The organism is Kitasatospora sp. NPDC023385 (assembly GCF_055664045.1).
In genome coordinates this window covers 18651-42797 of record NZ_JBVOOL010000008.1, presented here as the reverse complement: position 1 = coordinate 42797, position 24147 = coordinate 18651, and the positions used below count along the sequence as shown (strand labels likewise).

General features: G+C 73.1%; 20 protein-coding genes. 8 read left to right on the top strand and 12 right to left on the bottom strand.

The window, feature by feature from the left end:
* Positions 1–184: 184 nt before the first annotated feature.
* Both AC0B61_RS14990 and AC0B61_RS14985 read left to right on the top strand, forming a co-directional pair.
* The gene (locus AC0B61_RS14990; RefSeq protein ID WP_471741088.1) at positions 185–949 is read left to right on the top strand and encodes a class I SAM-dependent methyltransferase; all 765 of its coding nucleotides are present in this window, start codon (positions 185–187) and stop codon (positions 947–949) included.
* Positions 950–1067: 118 nt separating this feature from the next.
* Positions 1068–2915: an ATP-binding SpoIIE family protein phosphatase gene (locus AC0B61_RS14985; RefSeq protein ID WP_471741087.1), complete on the top strand. Its 1848-nt coding sequence runs from the start codon at positions 1068–1070 to the stop codon at positions 2913–2915.
* A gap of 6 nt (positions 2916–2921) precedes the next feature.
* On the opposite strand, the gene AC0B61_RS14980 is transcribed toward AC0B61_RS14985, so the two are convergent.
* On the bottom strand, positions 2922–3872 hold the full coding sequence (locus AC0B61_RS14980) for a LysR substrate-binding domain-containing protein (protein ID WP_471741086.1): 951 nt from the start codon (positions 3870–3872) through the stop codon (positions 2922–2924).
* 191 nt (positions 3873–4063) lie between these two features.
* Here AC0B61_RS14980 and AC0B61_RS14975 point away from each other — a divergent pair, with 191 nt between their 5' ends.
* Positions 4064–4615 (top strand): peroxiredoxin, encoded by a 552-nt coding sequence (locus AC0B61_RS14975; RefSeq protein ID WP_380647111.1) that lies wholly within the window; start codon positions 4064–4066, stop codon positions 4613–4615.
* 3 nt (positions 4616–4618) lie between these two features.
* Positions 4619–5161: an alkyl hydroperoxide reductase gene (locus tag AC0B61_RS14970; RefSeq protein WP_030236574.1), complete on the top strand. Its 543-nt coding sequence runs from the start codon at positions 4619–4621 to the stop codon at positions 5159–5161.
* Positions 5162–5236: 75 nt separating this feature from the next.
* On the opposite strand, the gene AC0B61_RS14965 is transcribed toward AC0B61_RS14970, so the two are convergent.
* The 4 genes from AC0B61_RS14965 to AC0B61_RS14950 form a co-directional block, all read right to left on the bottom strand.
* On the bottom strand, positions 5237–6814 hold the full coding sequence (locus tag AC0B61_RS14965; protein WP_471741085.1) for an AI-2E family transporter: 1578 nt from the start codon (positions 6812–6814) through the stop codon (positions 5237–5239).
* Between the two features lie 536 nt (positions 6815–7350).
* Complete coding sequence (locus tag AC0B61_RS14960; RefSeq protein ID WP_471741084.1) at positions 7351–8088, bottom strand: aggregation-promoting factor C-terminal-like domain-containing protein; 738 nt, start codon at positions 8086–8088, stop codon at positions 7351–7353.
* Positions 8089–8537: 449 nt separating this feature from the next.
* A complete protein-coding gene (locus tag AC0B61_RS14955; protein WP_471741083.1) occupies positions 8538–9872 on the bottom strand; it encodes a PhoH family protein in 1335 nt (444 codons plus the stop codon).
* A 249-nt stretch (positions 9873–10121) separates the two neighbouring features.
* Positions 10122–10916 carry an isoprenyl transferase gene (locus AC0B61_RS14950; protein ID WP_471741082.1) on the bottom strand — a complete coding sequence of 265 codons (795 nt, stop codon included), beginning with the start codon at positions 10914–10916 and terminating at the stop codon, positions 10122–10124.
* Positions 10917–11347: 431 nt separating this feature from the next.
* Between AC0B61_RS14950 and AC0B61_RS14945 the strand changes: the two genes are divergently transcribed.
* Entirely contained in the window at positions 11348–12913 is a 1566-nt protein-coding gene (locus AC0B61_RS14945) for a chitinase (RefSeq protein WP_471741081.1), read from the top strand.
* A gap of 94 nt (positions 12914–13007) precedes the next feature.
* Here the strand turns inward: AC0B61_RS14945 and AC0B61_RS14940 are convergent, their stop codons facing one another.
* Positions 13008–13721 carry a prepilin peptidase gene (locus tag AC0B61_RS14940; protein ID WP_471741080.1) on the bottom strand — a complete coding sequence of 238 codons (714 nt, stop codon included), beginning with the start codon at positions 13719–13721 and terminating at the stop codon, positions 13008–13010.
* 250 nt (positions 13722–13971) lie between these two features.
* Between AC0B61_RS14940 and AC0B61_RS14935 the strand changes: the two genes are divergently transcribed.
* Positions 13972–15186, top strand: coding sequence for a pyridoxal phosphate-dependent aminotransferase (locus AC0B61_RS14935; protein ID WP_471741079.1), 1215 nt, complete (start codon positions 13972–13974; stop codon positions 15184–15186).
* A gap of 199 nt (positions 15187–15385) precedes the next feature.
* Here AC0B61_RS14935 and AC0B61_RS14930 read toward each other — a convergent pair whose 3' ends face one another.
* Positions 15386–17227 (bottom strand): phosphoenolpyruvate carboxykinase (GTP), encoded by a 1842-nt coding sequence (locus AC0B61_RS14930; RefSeq protein WP_471741078.1) that lies wholly within the window; start codon positions 17225–17227, stop codon positions 15386–15388.
* A 285-nt stretch (positions 17228–17512) separates the two neighbouring features.
* Here AC0B61_RS14930 and trhA point away from each other — a divergent pair, with 285 nt between their 5' ends.
* Positions 17513–18205, top strand: a complete 693-nt coding sequence (gene trhA / locus AC0B61_RS14925) for a PAQR family membrane homeostasis protein TrhA (RefSeq protein ID WP_471741077.1) — start codon at positions 17513–17515, stop codon at positions 18203–18205.
* Here the strand turns inward: trhA and AC0B61_RS14920 are convergent.
* The 3 genes from AC0B61_RS14920 to AC0B61_RS14910 form a co-directional block, all read right to left on the bottom strand.
* The gene (locus tag AC0B61_RS14920) at positions 18176–18763 is read right to left on the bottom strand and encodes a hypothetical protein (protein WP_471741076.1); all 588 of its coding nucleotides are present in this window, start codon (positions 18761–18763) and stop codon (positions 18176–18178) included. The genes trhA and AC0B61_RS14920 overlap by 30 nt on opposite strands.
* Positions 18764–19060: 297 nt before the next feature.
* A complete protein-coding gene (locus AC0B61_RS14915) occupies positions 19061–19951 on the bottom strand; it encodes a hypothetical protein (RefSeq protein ID WP_471741075.1) in 891 nt (296 codons plus the stop codon).
* A gap of 8 nt (positions 19952–19959) precedes the next feature.
* Positions 19960–20616 carry a papain-like cysteine protease family protein gene (locus AC0B61_RS14910; protein ID WP_471741074.1) on the bottom strand — a complete coding sequence of 219 codons (657 nt, stop codon included), beginning with the start codon at positions 20614–20616 and terminating at the stop codon, positions 19960–19962.
* 233 nt (positions 20617–20849) lie between these two features.
* Here AC0B61_RS14910 and AC0B61_RS14905 point away from each other — a divergent pair, with 233 nt between their 5' ends.
* Positions 20850–21803: a hypothetical protein gene (locus AC0B61_RS14905; RefSeq protein WP_471741272.1), complete on the top strand. Its 954-nt coding sequence runs from the start codon at positions 20850–20852 to the stop codon at positions 21801–21803.
* A 29-nt stretch (positions 21804–21832) separates the two neighbouring features.
* Here the strand turns inward: AC0B61_RS14905 and AC0B61_RS14900 are convergent, their stop codons facing one another.
* Both AC0B61_RS14900 and AC0B61_RS14895 read right to left on the bottom strand, forming a co-directional pair.
* The gene (locus AC0B61_RS14900) at positions 21833–23875 is read right to left on the bottom strand and encodes a thioredoxin domain-containing protein (RefSeq protein WP_471741073.1); all 2043 of its coding nucleotides are present in this window, start codon (positions 23873–23875) and stop codon (positions 21833–21835) included.
* A gap of 42 nt (positions 23876–23917) precedes the next feature.
* On the bottom strand, positions 23918–24109 hold the full coding sequence (locus AC0B61_RS14895) for a hypothetical protein (protein ID WP_030236613.1): 192 nt from the start codon (positions 24107–24109) through the stop codon (positions 23918–23920).
* Between the last annotated feature and the right edge of the window lie 38 nt (positions 24110–24147).

Sequence of the window (24147 nt, the reverse complement as noted above, 5' to 3'; positions counted from 1 at the left end):
CCCATGGCGCAGTGATCACGCATATTCTCAGGATTCCAGTACGCACACGAGTGTCTGCCGCGAACGCGTCGGGGTGCAGTCCGTCCGTGTGATTGCGGGGAGCGTGACACACCGCCACCGGCCGCGGCCCACCAGGCCGCCGAGGAGCCGACCGGAGGCCACGGGTGGAAGGGTGCCTCTCAACGTGACGACCGGACAGATATCCGACGCCTTCCCCGTCGGCGAGGACGCGGGGGACGACGAGCCCGAGGTCCGGCGGCGCCGGGCGGCCCGGGCCCTGCAGGCGGTCGCCTTCGACACCCTCGGTGCCGCGTACGGCGAGGCCTTCCCCGCCAAGGACGGGCAGCTGGCCTGCGGCCGGAAGGTGCTCGCCCGCCTCGAACCCGGCGCCCGGGTGCTGGACGTGGGCTGCGGCACCGGCGAGCCGACCGTCCGCCAGCTCGTCGAGGGCGGGCTGCGGGTGACCGCCGTGGACCTGTCCGACGTGATGCTCACGCTGGCCCGGCAGGCCGCCTTCCCCGGCGAATTCCCGCCGGAGTTCCATCGGATCGACCTGTACGATCTGGCCACCGAGCGCGCGGACCGGGTCTGGAACGCCCCCGGACTTGGGCCGGCCGGCCACAGCGCCTTCGCCGCCGTCACCGCGTTCTTCTCGCTGATCCTGCTGCCGCAGGACGAGGTCCCGACCGTACTCGGACGGCTGCGCGAACTCCTCCGGCCCGGCGGGCTGCTGGCACTCGGTATGGTCGAGGCGGACCTGGATCACGTTCCGCTTCCGTTCCTTGGCAGAGAGCTGCGGATCAGTGGGTATCTGAGGGAGGATCTGGAACGGGTTCTGGTCGCGGCCGGCTTCGCCGTCGAGGAGTGCTCGGGGCATCCGTACGCGCCGGCCAGTACCACGCTGCCGCCGGAGGAACAGCTGTTCCTGTGCTGTCGACGCGTCGGCTGAACGAATCCCGGCAGACCGGCCGTCACCGCGGCCGTCGCGGCCACCACGGCCGTCACGGCCGTCGCAGCGGCAGCAACAGAACAGCTCACCCACCACACCGAATCCAGGACAGGCAGCCGTGCGCGACCAGCTCAAGACCGAGGCGGAGCAGCCGCCCGCCGTCCCGGGCCAGCGCCGCCAGGTCCCGGCCCGGGCACAGGCTCCGCGGAAGCCCCCGGCCGCGCGGCCGGACCGCGCCGACCTGGCGGACCGCCTCGCCTACCTGGACTCGGCGACCCGGCGCATCAACAGCGCCCTCGACCTCGCCGCGACGCTGCGCAACATCGGCCGGGTGCTGGTCCCCACGCTGGCCGACGCCGCCGTGGTGCACCTGCGCGACCCGCTGCCCAACGTCGAACGCGAACCCGGCTTCCCGGAGGAGCTGCGGATCCACCACAGCACCGGCACCCGGATCGGCCGCCGCGGCCGCCCGGGCGGCTTCGACGACCGGCGCCGCTCCCGCTACGGCACCCGCTCGACCGCCGACAGCGGCCCGGCCACCCCGGTGACCCGCGGCGGAGCGCTCGCCCACGCCCTGCTGAGCCGCCGCCCCGCCGAGCCGGCCGTCCTCGGCACCCCCGCCGCCGAGCGCACCGAGGTGCTGCTGCGCGAGTTGTACGGCACCCGCGGGGTGGCCCGACTGGCCGCCGGCACCTCCGTCCTCGCCCTGCCGCTGCGCGGCCGCAAGGCCGTCCTCGGGCTGCTGGTGCTGATCCGCCGCCCTCCCGAACGCACCGGCCGCCCGGTCTTCGACGCCGCGGACACCGCGACCGCGGCGCACCTCGCCACCCAGGCCGGGCTGGCCGTGGACACCGCGCTGCGGTACGCCCGCGAGTGGGAGATAGCCAACGAACTCCAGCGCAGCATGCTGCCGTTGCGCCTCCCGCAGCCGCACGGCGTCCGGCTCGCCCAGCGCTACCTGCCCGGCGAGCGCGGCGCACAGGTCGGCGGCGACTGGTACGACGCCGTCCCGCTGCCCGGCAACCGGGTCGCCCTGATCGTCGGCGACGTGATGGGCCACTCGCTCACCTCGGCCGCCATCATGGGCCAACTGCGCACCAGCGCCCAGACCTTGGCGGCACTCGACCTGCCGCCGCACGAAGTGCTGTACCACCTGGACGAACAGGCCCAGCGGCTCGGCCGCGAACAGCACCTGGCCACCTGCGTGTACGCCGTCTACGACCCCATCGCCAACCGCGTGGTGCTGGCCAACGCCGGGCACGTCCCGCCGGTGCTGGTCCGCCCGGACGGGACGGCCGAACTGGTGGAGCTGGACTCCGGGGCGCCGATCGGGGTCGGCGGGGTGGACTTCAACTCGGTGGAGCTGCCCGCGCCGCCCGGCTCGGCGCTGCTGCTGTTCACCGACGGCCTGGTGGAGACCCGCACCCGCCCGATCAGCGACGGCCTGGAGGTGCTGCGCGCCCGGATCGCCGCGGCCCGCTGGCAGTCCCCGGAACAGCTGTGCCAGGAGGCGCTGCGGATCCTGCCGCCCGGCGACCGCGGGGACGACATCGCCCTTCTCGGCGCCTGCTTCGACGGCATCCCGGCCGGGGACGTCGCGCACTGGTACCTGCAGCCGCGCAACGAGACCCCGGGGCGGGCCCGCCGACTGGTCGCGCACACGCTGCGCCGCTGGGGGATGGACGAGCTCAGCGAGGCGACCGAGCTGATGGTCAGCGAGCTGGTGACCAACGCCGTCCAGCACGCCACCCGGCCGGTCACCCTGAGCCTGGTGCGCACCACCCGGCTGCGCTGCGAGGTCGGCGACGACAGCCCGCTGCTGCCGCGCCCGCGCCGTACCGGGCCGGAGGACGAACGCGGGCGCGGGCTGCAGATAGTGGCCCGGTGCGCGGACCGCTGGGGCGCGACCCGGCTGGGCACCGGCAAGGTGGTCTGGTTCGAGCAGCGGCTGCCGCCGCAGGTCTAGGGCCCGTCAGGAGACGATCCGTACCGGCAGTTCCACCAGCACCTCGCGCAGCGCGGCCGCGAAGCGCTCGTACTCGGCGCCGCGGGCCGAGCCCGGGCGGACGGCCAGCCCGATCCGGCGGCCCGGCGCCGGGGCGGCGAAGCGGACGGCGGCCAGCCGGTCGGCGCGGCCCGCCTCGACGTCCAGGGCGGTGGCGGGCAGCAGGGTCACCCCGAGGCCGCCGGCGACCAGCTGGACCAGGGTGGACAGGCCGGCCGCGCGGGTGGTCGCGCCCGCCGGGTCGGCGCCGACCTCGCGGCAGATGTCCAGCGCCTGGTCGCGCAGGCAGTGCCCCTCTTCCAGCAGCAGGACGTCCAGGTCGAGCAGCACGTCCCGCGGGACGTCGGTCCGCCCGGCGAGCGGATGGCCGGGCGGGGTGAGCAGGACGAAGTCCTCGTCGAACAGCGGGATGTCCAGGGTGGGCGAGGGCCCGCCGGCCGGGAGCGCCAGAAGCAGGACGTCCAGGCGTCCGGCGGCCAGGCCTTCCAGCAGCGAGGGGGTGCGCTCCTCGTGGACGTGCAGTTCCAGGTCCGGGAAGCCGTCGCGGACCAGCCGCAGCACGGTGGGCAGCAGGTAGGGCGCGACGGTCGGGATGACGCCGAGGTGCAGCGGCCCGGTGAACGGGCGGCGGGCGGCCTCGACCTCCTCGGTGAGCGCCTGTAGCGAGGCGAGCACCCGGCGTGCGTGCTGGTGCACCCGCTGCCCCAGAGGGGTGACAATCACCTTGCGCGTCGTACGCTCGACCAGCTGCGCGCCCAGCGACTCCTCCAGCGCCGCGACGGCCCCGGACAGCGTCGGCTGGCTCATCCCGGTGGCGGCGGCGGCCTCCCGGAAGTGCCGGTGCTCGGCGACCGCGACGAAGGCGCGCAGCTGGGCGATGGTCGGGGCGCGCGGACTGCGGGCTGTGGTGCTCGCCACAGTCCGGGCGGCTTTGGCGGGGGCGCCCCGGCGGGGGCCGGGCTGCGACGTGGGGGATTCAGTACTGATAGCAATCTCCGATCAGACACATCGAGTTTAGCTATTTCCCCGATCAGTCCACGATGTGGAATCGTGATCGGTGTCCGGAATCCGGACAAAGCTCCCCTCATCTCACTTCAGGAGAAGCGAACGTGCTCACGATCGGTGACAAGTTCCCCGAGTTCGACCTCAAGGCCTGTGTCGACCTGGACGCCGCGAACGCCTTCGCCGACATCGACCACAAGACCTACGAGGGCAAGTGGAAGGTCGTCTTCTTCTGGCCGATGGACTTCACCTTCGTCTGCCCGACCGAGATCGCCGCGTTCGGCAAGCTGAACGACGAGTTCGCGGACCGCGACGCCCAGATCCTCGGCGTCTCCGGTGACTCCGAGTTCGTGCACCACGCCTGGCGCAAGGACCACAAGGACCTGCGTGACCTGCCCTTCCCGATGCTGGCCGACATCAAGCACGACCTGATGCGCGCCTGCGGCGTCGAGGGCGAGGACGGCACCGCCCAGCGCGCCGTCTTCATCGTGGACCCGAACAACGAGATCCAGTTCGTCATGGTGACCGCCGGCTCCGTCGGCCGTAACCCCAAGGAGGTCCTGCGGGTGCTGGACGCCCTGCAGACCGACGAGCTGTGCCCGTGCAACTGGACCAAGGGCGAGGACACCCTCGACGCCCAGGCCCTGCTGGCGGGCTGAACCATGGCCCTCGACGACCTGAAGGCCGCCCTCCCGGACTACGCCAAGGACCTCAAGCTCAACCTGGGCTCGGTCATCGGCAACTCCGACCTCCCCGCCCAGCAGCTCTGGGGCACCGTGCTGTCCTGCGCGATGGCCACCCGCAGCCCCGGTCTGCTGCGCGAGCTGGAGCCCGAGGCCAAGGCCAACCTGTCCCCCGAGGCGTACACCGCCGCCAAGGGCGCGGCCGCGATCATGGGGATGAACAACGTCTACTACCGGACGCTGCACCTGCTCTCCGACAAGGAGTACAGCACGATGCGGGCCGGTCTGCGGATGAACATCATCGGCACCCCGGGCGTCGAGAAGGTCGACTTCGAGCTCTGGTGCTTCGCGGTCTCGGCCATCAACGGCTGCGGCCAGTGCCTCGACTCGCACGAGGCCGTGCTGCGCAAGGCCGGCGTCGAGCGCGAGGTCGTCCAGGCCTCGATGAAGATCGCCGCCGTCCTGCAGGCCGTGGCCGGCGTCCTCGACTCCGAGGCCGCCCTCGCCGCCGCCACCGCCTGACGCACCCGGCACCCCGCGGGCCCCTCCCGGACACCATGTCCGTGAGGGGCCCGCCGCCGTTTTCCGCCCGGGCGGTCAGTCCGTGGCCGGTCGGACGGTCGGCGCGGCGGCGGGGTGGGTGGCGGCTGGGTGGGTGGCCGCGGGCTGGGTGGCGGCGGTGCGCTCGGCGGCCTCGCGGGCGGCTTCGAGCGCGGTGAAGACGGCCTGGCCCGCCTCGTTGCGGCGGCGCAGGTGGGTGATCACCGTGTTGGTGACGGCGATCAGCGGGACGGCGACGACCGCGCCGCCGATGCCGCCGATGATGCCGCCGGCCGCGACGCCGAGGACCACGCCCAGCGGGTGCACCCGGACGGCCCGGCCGAGGATCAGCGGCTGCAGGATGTGACTCTCGACCTGCATCACCGCGATGAGCACCACCAGCACCATCAGCGCCGTCCACGGCCCCTGGGTGACCAGGGCGATCAGCACCGCGACGGTGCCGGTGACCAGCGCGCCGACCAGCGGGACGAAGGCGCCCAGGAAGATGATCACGGCCAGCGGCATCGCCAGCGGCACGCCGAGCAGGTCGATGCCGATCCCGATGCAGACCGCGTCGATGAAGGCCACGCAGACGGTGCCGCGCACGTAGGCGGTGAGCGTCGCCCAGGCCTTCGGGCCGGCGCCGGCCATCGCGAAGCGGGAGTGCCGGGGCAGCCCGCGCATCGCCCAGTTCCAGATCCGCTCGCCGTCGTAGAGGAAGAAGAAGGTGGTGAAGAAGGTCATCAGCACCGCGGTCAGCACCTCGACGGCGATCTGCGCGCCGGTGATCGAGGCCGAGGTGAGCTGGTCGGTGTTGGTGGTGATCGCCTTGGTGATCTGGTTGGCGAAGTCGGTGATCTGCTGCTGGGTCAGGTGCAGCGGCCCGGTGACCAGCCAGTCCTTCAGCTGGTTCACACCGTTCTTGACCTGGTTGGTGACGTCCGTCAGGTTGGTGGTCACCTGCCAGACCACGAACCAGCCGACCAGCCCGATCCCGGCCAGACCGCTCAGGAACACCCCGCCCGCCGCCAGCGAGCGCGGCACCCGGCGCCGGCGCAGCCAGGACACCGAGGGCTCCAGCAGCGCGGTGATCAGCAGCGAGGCCAGCACCGAGAAGGCGACCAGCCGCAGCATGTCGACCACGTAGAAGACGACGTAGAGCGCGGCACCGAGCAGCAGCAGCCGCCAGGTCGACTCGGCGGCCACCCGCAGCCCCCACGGCACCGCCTCGGCGGGGGTGGCGGGCCGGCCGGGGTGGTACTCCCGGCCGAGAGCCGCGTGGGCGGCGGGTGCGGGGGGAGCCGGCTCGGCGGGTGCGGCAGGCGCGGCCGGTGGGGAGACCTCGACGGCCTCAGCGGCCTCGACAGCCTCGGTGACCGCCGCGACCCGGGCGCCCTCGGAGCCCGTCGGCCCCGCCGCCACCGACGCCGGGGTGGGGTCGGCCCGGGGGACCGGCACCGGGCCGGATGCCTCGGCCAGCGCCGCCACGTGCCCGTCCATCAGCAGCGGGACGGCGAGTTCGTGCGGGTCGGCCGCCATCGCGGCGCGTCGGCGCCGTTCGATCACGGCGGCCGCGCTCACCACCACGGCCATGCCCTTGGCCACGGCCTTGAAGGCCTTTCCGCCCCGCGCCATCCTCGCTACCACCGCTCCCCGACCCGATCCGCCGTGCCCGGCGGTACGCCGCGGGCTCCCGCCGCGGCCGTCAGGGATGACGCTACCCGGCAAGGGGGCCGCGAGTCCGACCGCCGGTGGGTTCGCCTCGGACCACCCGCCTCGAAAATATGGACAAACAGCGATGTTTCAGGTGGTTTTGGACGTACTTCGCTGGGGAGGAGACGGGACGAGGCCCCCGGAGGGCAGCGCCCCCAAGAGCCCCTCCCCCCAGAGCCCACCCCCCGAGGGCCCGTCCCCCAGGAGCCATCCGCCGGTGGACCGGCCGGTGTGGGGAGCAACCAGGACCCCTTCCCGCGCCCCGCGTCCGCACCCGGGACCGCCCCGCCCGCGCGCGCCATGGTCAGCGCGGCACGGGCGGCGCGGCCCCACCTTCCGCGACCGACGGCCCGCCGCCCGCGGCCCGGACCGGAAACGGCGACGGCCCCCGGCTGCCCGCCCGGGAGGGCGAGCGGCCGGGGGCCGTGCGGAGTGCGCCGCCGGAGCGGCAACCGCTCCTAGTACCAGTTGTGGGCCTGCCAGAACGACCACGCGCCACAGGGGCTGCCGTAGCGGCTGTTCATGTAGCTGAGGCCCCACGTGATCTGGGTGGCCGGGTTGGTGCGCCAGTCGGCACCCGCCGACGCCATCTTCGAGCCGGGCAGCGCCTGGACCAGGCCGTACGCGCCGGAGCTCTTGTTGGTCGCCGTGTAGTCCCAGCCGCTCTCACGCTTCACGATCTGGCTGAAGCACTGGAACTGGGCGTCGCTGCCGACGATCTGCCGGGCGATGTCCTGGACCGAACCCGGGCTGACCGAGACGGGCGGCGCGCTGTCGTCGACGGCGGTCATCGCCGAGCGGGCCTTGGACCGGTTGGCGGCCTCGGTGGCCTTGCGCGCGTCGTCGGCGGCCTTGGCAGCCTTGTCCGCGTCGGCCTTGGCCTGGGCGTCCGCCTTGGCCTGGGCGTCGGCGGCGGCCTTCTGGCGCGCGGCCTCGTCGGCAGCCTTCTGCTCCGCGGCGGCCTTGGCGGCGGCGTCGGCCGAGGCCTGCTGCGCGGTCGCCTGCTGGCCGATGTTGTCACTGATGGTCTGCGCCTGGGCGCCAGAGGGGACTTCGGCAAGCAGGGTCGCGCCGGCGACATCGACCGTCTGCGTCGTCTTGCCCTCGCTGCCCGAGGCCATACCCACGACGGCACCGACAGCGGTGACGGCGGTGGCGGAGGCCACAGCGACTCCCCGGACCGAGATCCGAGTCACATGGATTCCTTCCAGCATCGCCCACGCGTGACCGTGCGGGCGCAACATGCCCCTTGGCACGGACCTCCGTACGGTGCTCTGGTCACGGGAGGTGCTGGCCCGGCGTCCGGCCGAGGTGAGGCGACCGGGCGTTGGAATCGGGCGGCGTACGGCTCTCGGTCTTCAATTGTGCGTCCACCGAACGGAGTTGGCGAACCTTCCGGGCCTGACTTCCGGAGTCCGGAAGCCCTGCCGCGCCGTACGCGGGGCCTGACAGAACCCTCACCATGCCGCACCGGGCACCGCCGACGCAATTCCCCCCTGCGTGGCGCATGTCACATTCACCGGACGGGAGTTCCCCGGACGGAAAGCACTCGATGTGATGAAACGGATGGGGCCCGCTCCGTCAGGAACGAGCCCCGAGACCTGAGTTGACCGGATTGTCCGACAATGTCCCGATCAGGGACGGATCACGGGTTGATGTCCTCCAGCATCTCCGTGACCAGCGCCGCGATCGGCGACCGCTCCGAGCGGGTGAGCGTGATGTGGGCGAACAGCGGATGCCCCTTCAACTTCTCCACCACCGCCACCACACCGTCGTACCGGCCCACCCGCAGGTTGTCCCGCTGCGCCACGTCGTGGGTGAGCACCACCCGCGAGCCCTGGCCGATCCGGGACAGCACCGTCAGCAGGACGTTCCGCTCCAGGGACTGCGCCTCGTCCACGATCACGAAGGCGTCGTGCAGCGAGCGCCCCCGGATGTGGGTCAGCGGCAGCACCTCCAGCATCCCGCGGGAGATCACCTCCTCGATCACGTCCGGGGTGGTGACGGCCGAGAGAGTGTCGAAGACCGCCTGGGCCCAGGGGCCCATCTTCTCCGCCTCGCTGCCCGGCAGGTAGCCGAGCTCCTGGCCGCCGACCGCGTACAGCGGCCGGAAGACCATCACCTTGCGGTGCTGCCTCCGCTCCAGCACCGCCTCCAGCCCCGCGCACAGCGCCAGCGCCGACTTGCCCGTCCCGGCCCGGCCGCCCATCGAGACGATGCCGATCTCCGGGTCGAGCAGCAGGTCCAGCGCCACCCGCTGCTCGGCACTGCGCCCACGCAGCCCGAACGCCTCGCGCTCGCCGCGCACCAGCCGGACCCGGCCGTCGCCGGCGACCCGGCCGAGCGCCCGGCCGCGCTCCGAGGTGAGCACCAGCCCGGTGTGGACCGGCAGCTCGCCGGCCCCGTCGACCTCCACCGCGGCGTCGTGGCCGGCCGCGAACAGCGCGTCCACCCGGTCCGCCGGGACGTGCAGTTCGGCCATGCCCGTCCAGCCGGAGGTGATCGCGAGCTCGGCCCGGTACTCCTCGGCGAGCAGGCCCACCGAGCTGGCCTTGATCCGCAGCGGCAGGTCCTTGGACACGACGGTGACGTCGTAGCCCTCGGCCTGCAGGTTGCGGGCGACCGCCAGGATCCGGGTGTCCGCCTCGCCGCCGCCGGCCCGGTACCCGGCCGGCAGTATCGACACGTCGGAGTGGTTGAGTTCGACCCGGATGGTGCCGCCGAGCTCGCCGACCGGGATCGGCTCGTCGAGCCGGCCGTGCCGGATGCGGTAGTCGTCGAGCATCCGCAGCGCCTGGCGGGCGAAGTAGCCCAGCTCCGGATGGTGCCGTTTGGCTTCCAACTCGGTGACGACCACCACCGGAAGGACGACCTCGTGCTCCTCGAAGCGGGTCATGGCGAGCGGGTCCGCCAGGAGCACGCTGGTGTCGAGAACGTACGTGCGCCGGTCTGGTGTCCGGCGGCTCTTGGAACTGCCCACTAGGCCTCCAGAGCGGATGACCCTGCGTCACCCGCGGCAAGCCGGCCCCCGCTGCCCCGGTGGCCTCGGGACCGGACTGACTGGAGTATTCCCAGGCGGGGGGCGGTGCATTCGCGCCCCCGGAGAACTGACGGATCATTGCCGGTGAACGTTTGGCCTCGCCTGGGCGCCGGGTAGGCCAGCCCTACGGCGGTCACTTCGCCTCGCGCCCGGCCGGGAGCCCCACCGGGCCGGGGGTCCGAAGGGCAGTCAGAGGCCCATTCGCCGGTGGCGCTGCTCGAACGCGCGCAGGGCCCGCAGGAAGTCGACCTTGCGGAAGGCCGGCCAGTACGCCTCGCAGAAGTAGAACTCGCTGTGCGCGCTCTGCCAGAGCAGGAAACCGGACAGCCGCTGCTCGCCCGAGGTGCGGATGATCAGGTCCGGGTCGGGCTGGTTGCGGGTGTAGAGGTGCTCGGAGATGTGTTCGACGGTCAGCACCTCGGCCAGTTCCTCGATCGAGGTTCCTCGTCCGGCGTGCTCCTGGAGCAGCGAGCGGACGGCGTCGGCGATCTCGTGCCGGCCGCCGTAGCCGACCGCGACGTTGACGGTGATGCCGTCGATGTCGGCGGTCTCCTCCGCGGCGCGCTTGAGCACGTCGGCGGTGTGCTGCGGGAGCAGGTCCAGCGCGCCGACCGGGTGGACCTTCCAGCGGCGGGCGGCGGCCAGGCCGGTGACGGCGTCCTCGATGATGCCGAGCAGCGGGACCAGCTCGTCGGCCGGGCGGTCCAGGTTGTCGGTGGAGAGCATCCAGAGGGTGACGACCTTGACGTGGGTCTCGTCGCACCAGCCGAGGAACTCGGTGATCTTGTCGGCGCCGCGCCGGTGTCCGTACGCGGTGGAGCCGCCGGTGGCCTTGGCCCAGCGGCGGTTGCCGTCCAGGATCACGCCGATGTGGTGCGGGGTGCGGGCGAGGTGGACCTCGACCCGGCGGCCGTAGAGCCCGTACATCCCGCCCAGCAGGGTGCGCAGCCCCGGCGTCCGTTCGGCGACATCGCGCAGACCCATGTTCCCGGACCCCTCCGTGCTCGTTCAGCTGGTGCGTCACCGCCCCGGCGCAGCCTACTCCCGCCCGCACGCGCACGGTAAAGCCGCAGGTAGCGGTCTGGTCACGGTCCTGTGCGGAGCCTGTCACCGCGGGCGTGTCGGAGGTCGGCGGCGGGCCTGCGGAGGGTCTGCGGCGGTCTGCAAGGGGCGCGCGGGGCACGGTGCGGGGGTGGTGGGGGCGCGGACACGGAACGGTCTCCGAATCCTTAACGGAACCGTAAGCCGTCGGTCCGATGCTTGACGACCAGCAATGGTCTAGTCCAGCTTGTGATTCCGGGACGGCAGCCTGGCCGCTGCGGTCCCCACCGGCCCACCTCGGACCTCCCCTCCCCCACACGCGGCCGCCGCGCCCCCCACCGCGGCGGCCGCTCCTCCCCCAGGAGCGTCGCCCCATGGCCCGTACGCTGAACCAGCCCGCGCACAAGCGCCGGCGCAGCCCCCTCCCGGCCGTCGCGGCCGGCGCCACCGCCCTCGCCCTGGCCGGCGGCGGCCTCGCCCTCTTCGCCGGCGGCGCCAACGCGGCCGTCGGCAACCTGGTCTCCAACGGCGGCTTCGACAGCGGGCTGGGCGGCTGGAGCTGTACCGGCGGCGCGGCCGCCGTCTCCTCGCCGGTCCACTCCGGCACCGGCGCGCTGCAGGCCACCCCGGGCGCCGGCGACACCGCCGAGTGCTCCCAGACCGTCAGCGTGCTGCCCAACTCCAGCTACACGCTGAGCGCGTGGGTCCAGGGCCCGTACGTCTACCTCGGCGCGCGCGGCACCGGCGGCACCGACCCGTCCGCCTGGTCGAACCAGAGCAGCTGGAACCAGCTGTCCACCACCTTCACCACCGGGGCGAACGCCACCACCGTCACCGTCTACCTGCACGGCTGGTACGGCCAGGGCGCCTACCTCGCCGACGACGTCACCCTGGTCGGCCCCGGCGGCACCGGAACCCCGTCGCCCACCGCGACCCCCACCCCCACGCCGACGCCGACGCCGACCGCCACGGCCACCGCGACGCCCACCCAGACCGCGACGCCGACCCCCACCCCGACCGGCACCACCCCGCCGGCCACCGGTCTGCCCGCGCACGTGGTCACCGGCTACTGGCAGAACTTCGACAACAACTCGACCCCGCAGCGGCTGAGCGACGTCCAGAGCGCGTACGACATCATCGCGGTCTCCTTCGCCGACGCCGTGCCGACCCGGACCGGCGCGATCAGCTTCACCCTGGACCCGGGCCTGTCCAAGGCGCTCGGCGGCTACACCGACGCCCAGTTCCGCGCCGACCTCAAGGCCAAGCAGGCGGCCGGCAAGAAGGTCGTCCTCTCCATCGGCGGCCAGAACGGCGCGATCACCGTCGGAGACGCCACCGCGGCCGCCAACTTCGCCGACAGCGCCTACGCGATCATCAAGGACTACGGCTTCGACGGCATCGACGTCGACCTGGAGAACGGCGTCCAGGCCGGACCGCTCGGCGACGCGCTGCACTCCCTGCAGGCCAAGGTCGGCCCCGGCTTCGTCCTGACCATGGCGCCCGAGACCATCGGGATGTACAGCACCGCCGGCGCCTACTTCCAACTGGCGCTGAGGACCAAGGACATCCTCACCGTCGTCAACACCCAGTTCTACAACTCGGGCGGCATGAACGGCTGCGACGGCAAGGTCTACAACCAGGGCACCATCGACTTCATCACCTCGCAGGTCTGCACCCACATCCAGGGCGGCCTGCGGCCCGACCAGGTCGGCATCGGCGTGCCGGCCTCGGCCAAGGCGGCGGGCGGCGGCTACGTCTCGCCGACCGTGGTCAACAACGCGCTGGACTGCCTGGCCACCGGAAACAACTGCGGCAGCTTCGTCCCGCCGGCCAAGTGGCCCACCATCCGCGGCGCGATGACCTGGTCCACCAACTGGGACGCCAACAACGGCAACGCGTTCTCGGGTGCGGTCGGCCCGTTCGTCCACAAGATGCCGTAACGCCTCGCCGCCCCGGCGCGCCGCTCCTCGGGGGTGGGGTCTGCGCGCCGGGCCGTCCCCTACTCCTGGACCCGGTACCGGGACGGCCGGACGGCTACCTCGCCAGCACGGCGGTGAGCGCGCCGAGCAGCAGGAACGGGCCCACCGGCACGTCCAGTCCGCGCACCGGGCGCCGGCGGGCCAGGGCGGCGGCGGCCCGCAGCACCGCCCACACCCCGGCGAGCACCACCGCCACGACCAACCCCCCGAGCGCCACCGGCCAGCCGTACCAGCCGAGCAGCCCGCCCAGCGCGAACCCCAGCGGGGAGTCACCGGCCCCCAACGCGCCGACCCAGACGGCGAGTTCGAGCACCGCGCCGACCGTGAGCGCCACCAGCAGGCAGCGCAGCAGCACCCCGGGCCGCCCCTCCGCCAGCGCCGCCACCACCAGCAGCGCGGCCACCCCGCCGAGCAGCGGCAGGGTCAGCCGGTACGGCAGCCGGCGCACCCGCGCGTCGACGAAGCCGAGCGCCACCCCGAGCGCGGCCGCCCAGCCCAGCGCCGCGGCCGCCGGCCCGTCCGCCGCGCACCCCACCGCGAAGGCCACCGCCACCGCGACCGCCTCCACCGTCCACGCGCCCGCGCCCAGCCTCTCCCGGCAGCCCGGGCAGCGCCCGGTCGGCGGCAGCAGCCGCACCTCGCCCGCGCACAACGGGCAGGCGTCGCACCAGGGTTCGCCCTCCGGCACGGCGAACCGGGCGACCAGCCCGCGCAGCAGCGGAGCCACCAGAAGACCGACCAGCACCGCCGCGACCACGACCGGCACCACGGGCGCACCCCCTCCTCGATCGACGCACCGGCCACATCCTCCCGCGCCGGGCGGTGTGCCGTCCGTCTCGTTCCGGATCAGGACCGGCCGGTGTTCCTCGCATACGGGAGCATTCCGGACACCGCGATCCCCCTTTGGAAGGCCCGCCACCAAGCCCGCCTGCCGATCCAAGGGCACCGCGGCGGAAGCCTCCGGAGCGTCTTTCCGGTGGTCCGCCGAAGGGCCGTCCGTACCCCTAAAGTAGGCAGGCATGCAGGTCATCCAGTCCAGCAAGCTCGCCAACGTCTGTTACGACATCCGCGGCCCGGTGCTCGAAGAGGCGATGCGGCTGGAGGAACAGGGCCACCGCATCCTCAAGCTCAACACCGGCAACCCGGCCACCTTCGGTTTCGAGGCGCCCCCGGAGATCCTCCAGGACATCCTGCGCAACCTCGCGAACGCGCACGGGTACGGCGACTCCAAGGGCCTGCTCTCCGCCCGCCGCGCCGTGGTCATGCACTACGAGGACCGCGGACTGCACGGTCTCTCCGTCGACGACGTCTTCCTCGGCAACGGCGTCTCCGAGCTGATCCAGCTGGCGATGACCGCACTGCTGGACGACGGCGACGAGGTGCTCGTCCCGGCCCCGGACTACCCGCTGTGGACCGCCTCGGTCTCGCTGGCCGGCGGCACCGCGGTGCACTACCGCTGCGACGAGCAGTCCGAGTGGTACCCGGACCTCGCCGACATCGAGGCCAAGGTCACCGACCGGACCAGGGCCATCGTGGTGATCAACCCGAACAACCCGACCGGCGCCGTCTACCCGCGCGAGGTGCTGGAGGGCATCGTCGAGATCGCCCGCCGGCACGAGCTGGTGGTCTACGCGGACGAGATCTACGACAAGATCCTCTACGACGACGCCGAGCACGTCCCGCTGGCCACCCTGGCCCCGGATCTCTTCTGCGTCACCTTCAACGGACTGTCCAAGGCGTACCGCGTCGCGGGCTTCCGCTCCGGCTGGATGGTGCTGTCCGGCGACCGGAACCGCGCCCGCAGCTACGTCGAGGGCCTCACCGTGCTCGCCTCCATGCGGCTGTGCGCCAACATGCCCGCCCAGCACGCGGTGGCCGCCGCGCTCGGCGGCCGGCAGTCGATCCGCGACCTGGTGCTCCCCGGCGGCCGGCTGCTCGCCTCCCGCGACGCCGCGCACCGGCTGCTCAACGAGATCCCCGGGGTCAGCTGCGTCAAGCCCAAGGGCGCGCTGTACGCGTTCCCGCGGCTGGACCCGAAGGTCTACAAGATCAAGGACGACGCCCGGATGGTCCTCGACCTGCTGCGCTCCCAGCGCATCCTGCTGGTCCAGGGCACCGGCTTCAACTGGCCCGAGCCGGACCACTTCCGCCTGGTCACCCTGCCGCGGCCGGAGGAGATCACCGACGCCGTGACCCGCATCGGCGAGTTCCTCGGGGGCTACACCCAGCCGTGACCACCCGGCCGTGACTTACCCGGCCGTGACCACGCGGCCGGGTCGGCGCGGGCCGCGGGAAGCACTACGGCCGGAGTCCCGGCCGGGCGATCTCCTTGGTCGGGGAAAGATCGCTCGGCGGAACTCCGGCCGTCCTGTCACTCGGCGGTTCGCTCGGTTCGTGCCGCGCGCCGCCTCTCGCTCGGTTGGGCCCTGAGGCTCAGCCGAGACGCGCGACCAGGCTTCGGTACTCGTCCCACAGTTCCTTCGGCGTGTGGTCGCCGAAGGTCTCCAGGTGGGCCGGCACGAGGGCGGCCTCCTGGCGCCAGATGTCGGCGTCCACGGTGAAGAGCAGGTCGAGGTCCTCCTGGGACAGCTTCAGGTCGCCGAGGTCGAAGCCCTCGACGGTCGGCAGCACGCCGATCGGGGTCTCGACACCCTCGCCGGTGCCCTCCAGGCGCTCGACGACCCACTTGAGCACACGGCTGTTCTCGCCGTAGCCGGGCCAGACGAACGCGCCCTCGGCGTTCTTGCGGAACCAGTTGACGTAGTAGATCTTCGGCAGCTTGGCAGGGTCCGCCTGGGCGCCGATCTTCAGCCAGTGGGCGAAGTAGTCGCCCATGTTGTAGCCGCAGAACGGCAGCATCGCGAACGGGTCGCGGCGCAGCTCGCCGACCGTGCCCTCGGCGGCGGCGGTCTTCTCGGAGGCGATGTTGGCGCCGAGGAAGACGCCGTGCTGCCAGTCGAAGGACTCGGTCACCAGCGGGACGGCGGTGGCGCGGCGGCCGCCGAACAGGATCGCCGAGATCGGCACGCCGGCCGGGTCCTCCCACTCGGGCGCGATGGTCGGGCACTGCGCGGCCGGGACGGCGAAGCGGGCGTTCGGGTGGGCGGCCGGGGTGCCGGACTCGGGGGTCCAGTCGTTGCCGCGCCAGTCGGTCAGGTGCGCCGGGGGCTCCTCGGTGAGGCCCTCCCACCACACGTCGCCGTCGTCGGTGAGGGCGACGTTGGTGAAGACGGTGTTGCCCCAGAGGGTCTCGATGGCGTTGGCGTTGGTGTCCACGCCGGTGCCGGGGGCGACGCCGAAGAAACCGGCCTCGGGGTTGATGGCGTACAGGCGGCCGTCGGCGCCGAAGCGCATCCAGGCGATGTCGTCGCCGATCGTCTCGACCTTCCAGCCCGGGATGGTCGGCTGGAGCATGGCCAGGTTGGTCTTGCCGCAGGCCGAGGGGAAAGCGGCCGCGACGTACTTGGGCTCCGCCTCGCCCGCGGAGCCGGCCGGCGGGGTGAGCTTCAGGATGAGCATGTGCTCGGCCAGCCAGCCCTCGTCGCGGGCCATGGTCGAGGCGATGCGCAGCGCGTAGCACTTCTTGCCGAGCAGGGCGTTGCCGCCGTAGCCCGAGCCGAAGGACCAGATCTCCCTGGTCTCCGGGAAGTGCGAGATGTACTTGGTGCTGTTGCACGGCCACGGCACGTCCGCCTCGCCCGCGGCGAGCGGGGCGCCGACGGTGTGCACGGCCTTGACGAAGTCGCCGTCCTCGCCGAGCTGGTCCAGCACGGCCCGGCCCATGCGGGTCATCACGCGCATCGACACGGCGACGTAGGCGGAGTCGGTGATCTCGACGCCGTACGCGGCCAGCGGGGAGCCGACCGGGCCCATCGAGAAGGGCACGACGTACATCGTGCGGCCCTTCATCGCGCCACGGAAAAGGCCCTGCTCGCCCTGGAAGACGGCCCGCATCTCGGCGGGGGCCTTCCAGTTGTTGGTCGGTCCGGCGTCCTTCTCCTGCTCGGAGCAGATGTAGGTGCGGTCCTCCACGCGTGCCACGTCCGTCGGGTCCGAGGCGGCGTAGTAGGAGTTGGGGCGCTTGTCCTCGTCGAGCTTCTTGAAGGTGCCCTGCGCCACCAGCAGGTCCGCGAGGCGCTGGTACTCCTCGGCGGAACCGTCGCACCACTCGATGCGGTCCGGCTGGGTGAGCTCGGCGATCTCGCTCACCCAAGCGAGCAGCTGCTTGTGGCGGGTGGGCGCGGATGCGCTGAGAGCAGAGATCTCGTACGACACGATCGCTCCGTTTCACGCCATCTCGGCGAGGAGACGGCGTTGCGGGGGTCTGAGGGTGCTTGCAGCGTAGCTCCGGCCTCAAGCCCGGAACGCGGCGAAGCGGCGAAATTGACGCATCTTTTACTACAGTAAGTATGATTACCGGCCGGTAAAAGGTCGCGCACATCCGGGACGGAGTGCGCGGCGCCACATGCCAAACACTCCAAAACGTCCAAGAGTGATGATCGCCACTTTCCTACGCGACAGTAACCTACGGATCCGTAGGTAGCGGGTAGCATGCTGCGCATGACTGCTGCTGTGCTCGCGGACAGCCCCGCGGAGGAACCTGCCGGGATCAGGGAGAGCAAGCCCAAGTGGCGCGGCTGGCTGCACGCCGGGATGTTCCCCGCCACGGTGGCCGCCGGGATCGTGCTGATCTGCCTGGCCGACTCCACGCCCGCCAAGATCGCCTGCGCGATCTACTCGGTCAGCGCCTGGCTGCTGTTCGGGGTCAGCGCGGTGTACCACCGCTTCCACTGGGGGCCGCGCGGGGACGCCGTACTGCGCCGGCTCGACCACGCGAACATCTTCCTGATCATCGCGGGCACCTACACGCCGTTCACGATGCTGCTGCTCAAGGGCGCCGACCAGCAGCTGCTGCTCTGGGCGGTGTGGGGCTGCGCGCTCGCCGGGATCGTGTTCCGGGTGTTCTGGGTCGGCGCGCCGCGCTGGCTGTACACCCCGGTGTACATAGCACTGGGCTGGGCCGCCGCGTTCTTCCTGCCGGACTTCCTGCGCACCGGCGGCGTCGCCGTCCTGGTGCTGATGATCGTCGGCGGGGTGCTCTACAGCATCGGTGGCGTGGTGTACGGGCTCAAGCGGCCCGACCCGTCACCGCGCTGGTTCGGTTTCCACGAGGTCTTCCACGCCTTCACCCTCGGCGCGTTCATCGTGCAGTACGTCGGCGTCTCACTGGTGGCGTACGGCACGGCCGGCTGAACCCGGCGCACTCCGACGGGCGGTCGCCCGGTCCACGGACCGGGCGGGCGCCCGTTCCGCCGTCCAGGGCCGCTCGTACGGCGCCCGGACCTGCGGGCGGCGCGGGTACGACGGGTGATCGGCCGCGCCGGGCTCCGACTGCGCGGCGGCCTCCTCGCCCGGGCCCCGGTCGTCGGCGTGCTCCTCGTGCTCGAAGGGTGCCCGGTGCTCGTGGGATGCCGGGGACGCCGACCACAGCTCCGACCGCACCGGACGGCCGGAGCCGCCCCGCGACTGCCGGGCGTCCAGCGCCTCACGGGCCCGGCGGCAGCGCTCGCAGTGCGCGGCGTCCGGGATCCCGCGGCGCGGACGGTGCCGGACCGGGGACGGCCGGCCGCGCGACGCGCGCCAGCGGCGGCCGACGTAGACCATCAGCAGCACGGTCTCCACCCCGGCGACCGCCAGGACCAGCGGGGCCCCATCGATCAGATAGGCCGCGACCACGGCCAACGCGGAGGCCACCACCGCCGCCGCCCCCCACACCTGGGCACCCGCCCGCCTGTCATCCGTGTCGGCCACTTCGGCTCCCCTTTCCCGGTGCCGGGCTCGTGGTCGGCTCCTGCCGCCCCACCCCTTCTCCCGCTCTCGGCACGCGTCGGCCAGCACTGACCGATTGCCACATCCTATCTACCGTCAGTCACCCCCGACTGCCCTCAGGCGGCGAACGACAGATCAACGTTGCGTCAATTCCTCGTGCGCGAGAAGCACTTCGGGGACACATCACGGACCGCGACCGCGCGGTGACGACCGCCGCCGGGCCACTGCGGCAACGACAGCGGGGCCCGACCCGATCGGCCGGACCCCGCTGTCCCCTCCTCACCCGCGGCGGACGCCCGCCCTCCGCCGCAGGACCGCGCCCGCGCCCACCAGCGCGGTGGCACCCAGGGCCGCGCCCGCCGTCACGGCCGGCAGCACCGAACCGCCGTCCGCCGCCGGGGCCGCCGCGGCCACCGGCTGCGACGCGGCGTCCACCTGGTAGCCGCCGCCCTCGCCCGCCCGGTCATAGGCCGAGCCGGGCAGCTTGTCCCCGTACCGCTGGTGCACCAGCTGCTGGTAGGCGGCCAGCGACACCCCGCCCGCGCCCACCGAGCGCCTGGCCTCGTCGTCCAGCGGCAGCACCCGGCCGTCGCGCAGCACGTACCAGGCGTTGACCTGCGGCTCGCGGAAGGCGGTGCCGCCCCCGCCGCTCGCGGCCTTCGCCGCGTAGTCGCTCTCGTCACCGCCGGAGGCGATGTTGACCACCCGCCAGGCGTCGCCCTGCCGGACGGTCCAGACCGAGGCGGTCTGCCCGTCCGCCGCGACCACCTTGCTGGCGGTGAACTCCGCCTTCGCCACCGGCGCGCCCGGGGTGCCGGCCACGAATCCGGCGTCCAGGACGTACACCGGCACGGTGTCGCCGTCCAACCGCGGCGCCGACGCGTTCGCCGCCCGCGCCTCCTCGGCGGCGCCGATGGTGAGCTGCTGGGTCGGCGGGACGCCCTTGCGGGCGAAGAAGTGGCCGACCCTGTCGAGCACGGCCGGGGCCTGGACCGCACCGCGGGCCTGGGCCAGCTCGGCGGCGGGCAGGGGGGCCGGGGCGGCCGCCGCCGGGGCGTCGGCGTGTGCGGCGGGGGCGTCGGCGTGTGCGGCCGGGGCGAGCGCCAGCGCGAGGCCGGCGGTGAGCAGGGCGCCGGCGGCGGCCCGACGGAGGCTGGTGAACTCGGTCATGGTCGTCCTCACGCGCCGATCCGGTACAGGGAGTGGGTCCACGAGAACGTGTCGTTGTTCACGTAGTACCAGTAGTCCGCCCAGTTGTAGCGGTAGTTGGACGGCCACGGGTCGCCCCAGTAGACCCAGTCGTTCCCGGTGTCGTAGCCGTACAGGACGTTCATGTGCCCACCGCCCGAGCTCCACTGGATGCGGGTCTCGACCGGCCGGTTCGCGTCCACCTCGGCCTGCACGGTGGTGTAGCGCAGGTAGCCGGTGACGTACGAGCCCGGGGTGATGCCGACCCGGCTCAGCCCGTTCTGCACATCGGCCAGCGTGGCCTGGCTGTTGGGGCAGCTGGAGTCGGCCGAGCGGCCGAACGCCGCGTTGCAGAACTGGTTCTGGCTGTAGTTGTAGCCGAACCAGGTGGCGATGGTGTTCCCGCTCGCCGCCCAGCACCAGTTGGTCTGCTGTTGCTGCTGCATGGTGATGTTGAGCTTCTTGTACGTGCCGGCGAGGTCGGCCGTACTGCCCGGCGCGGCGGCCTGGCGGACCTGGTGTGGGGCCCGGTCCTGGGCGGGGGCGGCGACCGCGGGCGCCGCGACCGCGGCGGTGAGCGCCGGGCCCAGCACGCCGAGGGCGAGCAGCGACACCGCACGGCGCAGCCGTATCCGTGGAACTGGCATGGGGGATGCCTCCTTGCGCGAGTGGAGCGAGGTGCTGTGTGGGGGGCGCGGTCCGGAACGCGCCCCGAGCATCGCGCCGTTGTCGGAGTCAGGTCAACGGCCCTCGGGGCGGCCCGGATCGGGTGTGAACGGCCGGGCGCAGATGTGAACGCCACCCGGGAAACCCCCACGTGAGAGGCCCGAACCGGTGACAAACCACCGCCCGGATGTGAATATTCACGGTCAAACACGGTCTGCCCGCGTCCCCCACCCAGGAGGCCGTCATCCACCGCACCGACCACGCCGACCTCGCCGCCGCCCTGCGCACCGGCCCCTTCCATCTCGCCCTGCGCACCGCCATCGCCGCCCGGGGCCTCACCCTCCACCGGATCCGCCGCCACCTCGCCCTGCGCGGCGTCAACGTCGGCCTCACCAGCCTCAGTTACTGGCAGCAGGGCCACCGCCGGCCCGAACGCCCCGAATCCCTGCGCGCCGTCGCCGCCCTGGAGGACGTCCTCGACCTGCCCGAACACTCCCTCACCCGGCTGCTCGGCCCCCGCCGCGCCGCCCTCGCCGGCCCGCCCGTCCGGCCGTACCGCGACCTCATCTCCCCGGCCGCCGCCGTCGACGGCCTGCTCACCGCCCTCGCCGGACCGCGCGACACCGGCCTGCACACCGTCACCCACATCGAACGCATCCGGCTCGGCCCCGACCGCCGGCTCACCCGCCGCGACTCCCAGCACGCCCTGCGCGCCCACCGCGACGGCATCGACCGCTACCTCGCCCTCTACCAGGGCGACCCCGGCAGCGACATCACGCTGGTCGGCGTCCGTGCCGAGGAGAACTGCCGCCCCGGCCGCATCCGCCGCGACCGGGCCCACCACCTGCTCGCCGCGGAACTCCTCCTCGACCGCCGACTACGCGCCGGCGACACCCACCTCCTCGGCTACGGCTTCGACGACGCGCCCTCCCCCGACCCCAGCTGCGAGTACGTCCGCGGCTTCAACTCCGGGGCCGGCCAGTACGTCCTGCAGGTCACCTTCCACCCCGCCGCCCTGCCGGTCCGCTGCCACCGCTTCGCCCTCCACTCCCCGGGCGAAGCCCCGTACGAGACCGAGGAGCTCACCCTCGACGGCCACCACTGCGTCCATCTCGTCGCCACCGCGCTCCGGCCGTGCCTCCTGGGCATCCGCTGGGACTGGGAGTGACGGTTCGCCCCGAGCCGGCCGCCCGGCCGCTACCCGGCCGCCGTGCCCAGCCGCGCCGCCAGCGCCGCCGGGTCGGTGGTCGGCGCGTCACAGGCGAAGTGCCGGCAGACGTACGCCGCGGGCGCGCCGCCGACCAGCGGCCGGTCCGCCAGCAGCGGCACCTCGCGCTCCCCCGGCTCGCCCACCGCGACGACCGCCCCCGGCGCCGTCCCGAGCAGCGCGGCCCGCCGCAGCGCCTCGGTGGCCGGATCCCCGGCCGGGCCGACCACGGCGACCTCGCGCGGCCCGTCGAGCAGCGCCTCGGCGACGGCCAGGCCCCAGCCGATGAACCGCGGCGCCCGCCCGGCGAGCGCGCCGACCACGCCGAGGGCCCGCTCGGCGGCCGTCCGGTGCCGCTCGGAGCCGGTGTACGCGGCGTACGTGAGCAGGGCGCCGGCGGCGGCCGTCCAGCCGGAGGGGGTGGCGTTGTCGGTCGGGTCCTGCGGGCGGCGGATCAGTTCCTCGGCGTCGTCGGCGGTGTCGTAGAGCGCGCCGGAGGCCTCGTCGGTGAAGTGCTTGAGGACCGTGTCGAGCAGGCCGCCGGCCAGTTGCAGCCACTCCGTCGCACCGGTGACGGCGTACAGCGCGAGGAAGCCCTCGGCGGTGTCCGCGTAGTCCTCCAGCACGCCCGCGTTGGCGCCGGGCCGGCCGTCCCTGGAGGTGCGCAGCAACCGGCCGTCGGGGGTGAGGTGGACGGCGAGCAGCAGGTCGGCGGCGCGTTCGGCGGCCTCGACCAGGTCGGGCCGCTCCAGCAGGGCGCCGGTCTCGGCGAGCGCGGCGATGGCGAGGCCGTTCCAGGCGGCGACCACCTTGTCGTCCCGGGCCGGTGCGGGCCGCGCCGAGCGCGCTTCGGACATCCGGCCGCGGATCGCCTCGTACTCAGCGAAGTCGTCGGGTTCGGCGAGGAGTTGGAGGACGGAGGTGCCGTGCTCGAAGGTGCCTTCGGCGGTGACGGTGAACAGCCGGGCGGCGGTGGCCGCGTCGGCGGGGCCGAGCAGGTCGACCAACTGCCCGGGCTCCCAAGCGTAGTAGGCGCCCTCGGCCGACTGCCCGGTCTCCTCGTCCAGGCTGTCGGCGTCCAGTGCGGAGGCGAACGCGCCCTCGGGCGTGCGGAGTTCGCGCAGCATGAAGTCCGCCGTCGACAGCGCGACCCGGCGGGCGAGCGCGGATCCGGTGCTCCGCCACAGGTGCAGGTAGGCGCGCAGCAGCAGGGCGTTGTCGTAGAGCATCTTCTCGAAGTGGGGCACCACCCAGCCGGCGTCGACCGCGTACCGGGCGAAGCCGCCGCCGAGCTGGTCGTGGATGCCGCCGCGCGCCATCGCCTCCCCGGTGCGGACGGCCATCTCCAGGGCCGCCTCCGAACCGGTGCGCGCGTGGTGGCGCAGCAGGAACTCGATCACCATGGCCGGCGGGAACTTGGGTGCGCCGCCGAAGCCGCCGCGGGTCTGGTCGAACTCCCGGCTGAGCGTCACCAGTGCCTGGTGCAGGTCGGTCTCGCCGGGCGGGTGGTGGGCGCCGGCCGAGTAGACCGCGGACCGGTCGGCGAGTTCGGCCCGGATCCGTCCGGCGACCTCGGCGACCTCCTGGCGCCGGTCCCGCCAGGCCGCGTCCACGCCCTCCAGCACCTGCCGGAAGGACGGCATGCCGTGCCGGGGCTCCGGCGGGAAGTAGGTGCCGAAGTAGAACGGCTCCTTGTCGGCGGTGAGGAAGACCGTCATCGGCCACCCGCCCTGCCCGGTGGCGGCCTGGACCGCCTCCATGTACACGGCGTCGACGTCCGGCCGCTCCTCCCGGTCCACCTTGACCGCGACGAACCGCTCGTTGAGGTACTCGGCGAGCCCGGCGTCCTCGAAGCTCTCGTGCGCCATCACGTGGCACCAGTGGCAGGCGGCGTACCCGACGGACAGCAGCACCGGCACACCGCGCCGCTCCGCCTCCGCGAAGGCCTCGGGCCCCCACTCCCACCAGTCGACCGGGTTCTCGGCATGCTGCTGCAGGTACGGCGAGGTCGCGTCCGCGAGACGGTTCGGCATGCCCCCATCCTCGCGCATCGGCGCGCGGCGGGGTGCCGGGGATCACTCCTTCGGAGCCTCCGGCTCCTCCACGAAGTCGACCTTCTTGAACTGCCGGTTCATCGACTTGACCAGGAACCACGTGGCCACGCCGAGGGCGGCGAAGACGACGAAGCCGAGGAGGCCGGGGGTGACCTTGGCGTCGTCGACGGCGAGGTCAGCGGCGAGGTGGACGAGGTTCACGGGGGCGCTCATATCTCTATGGTGGCCCGGCTCACGGGGAGCCGGGCCAT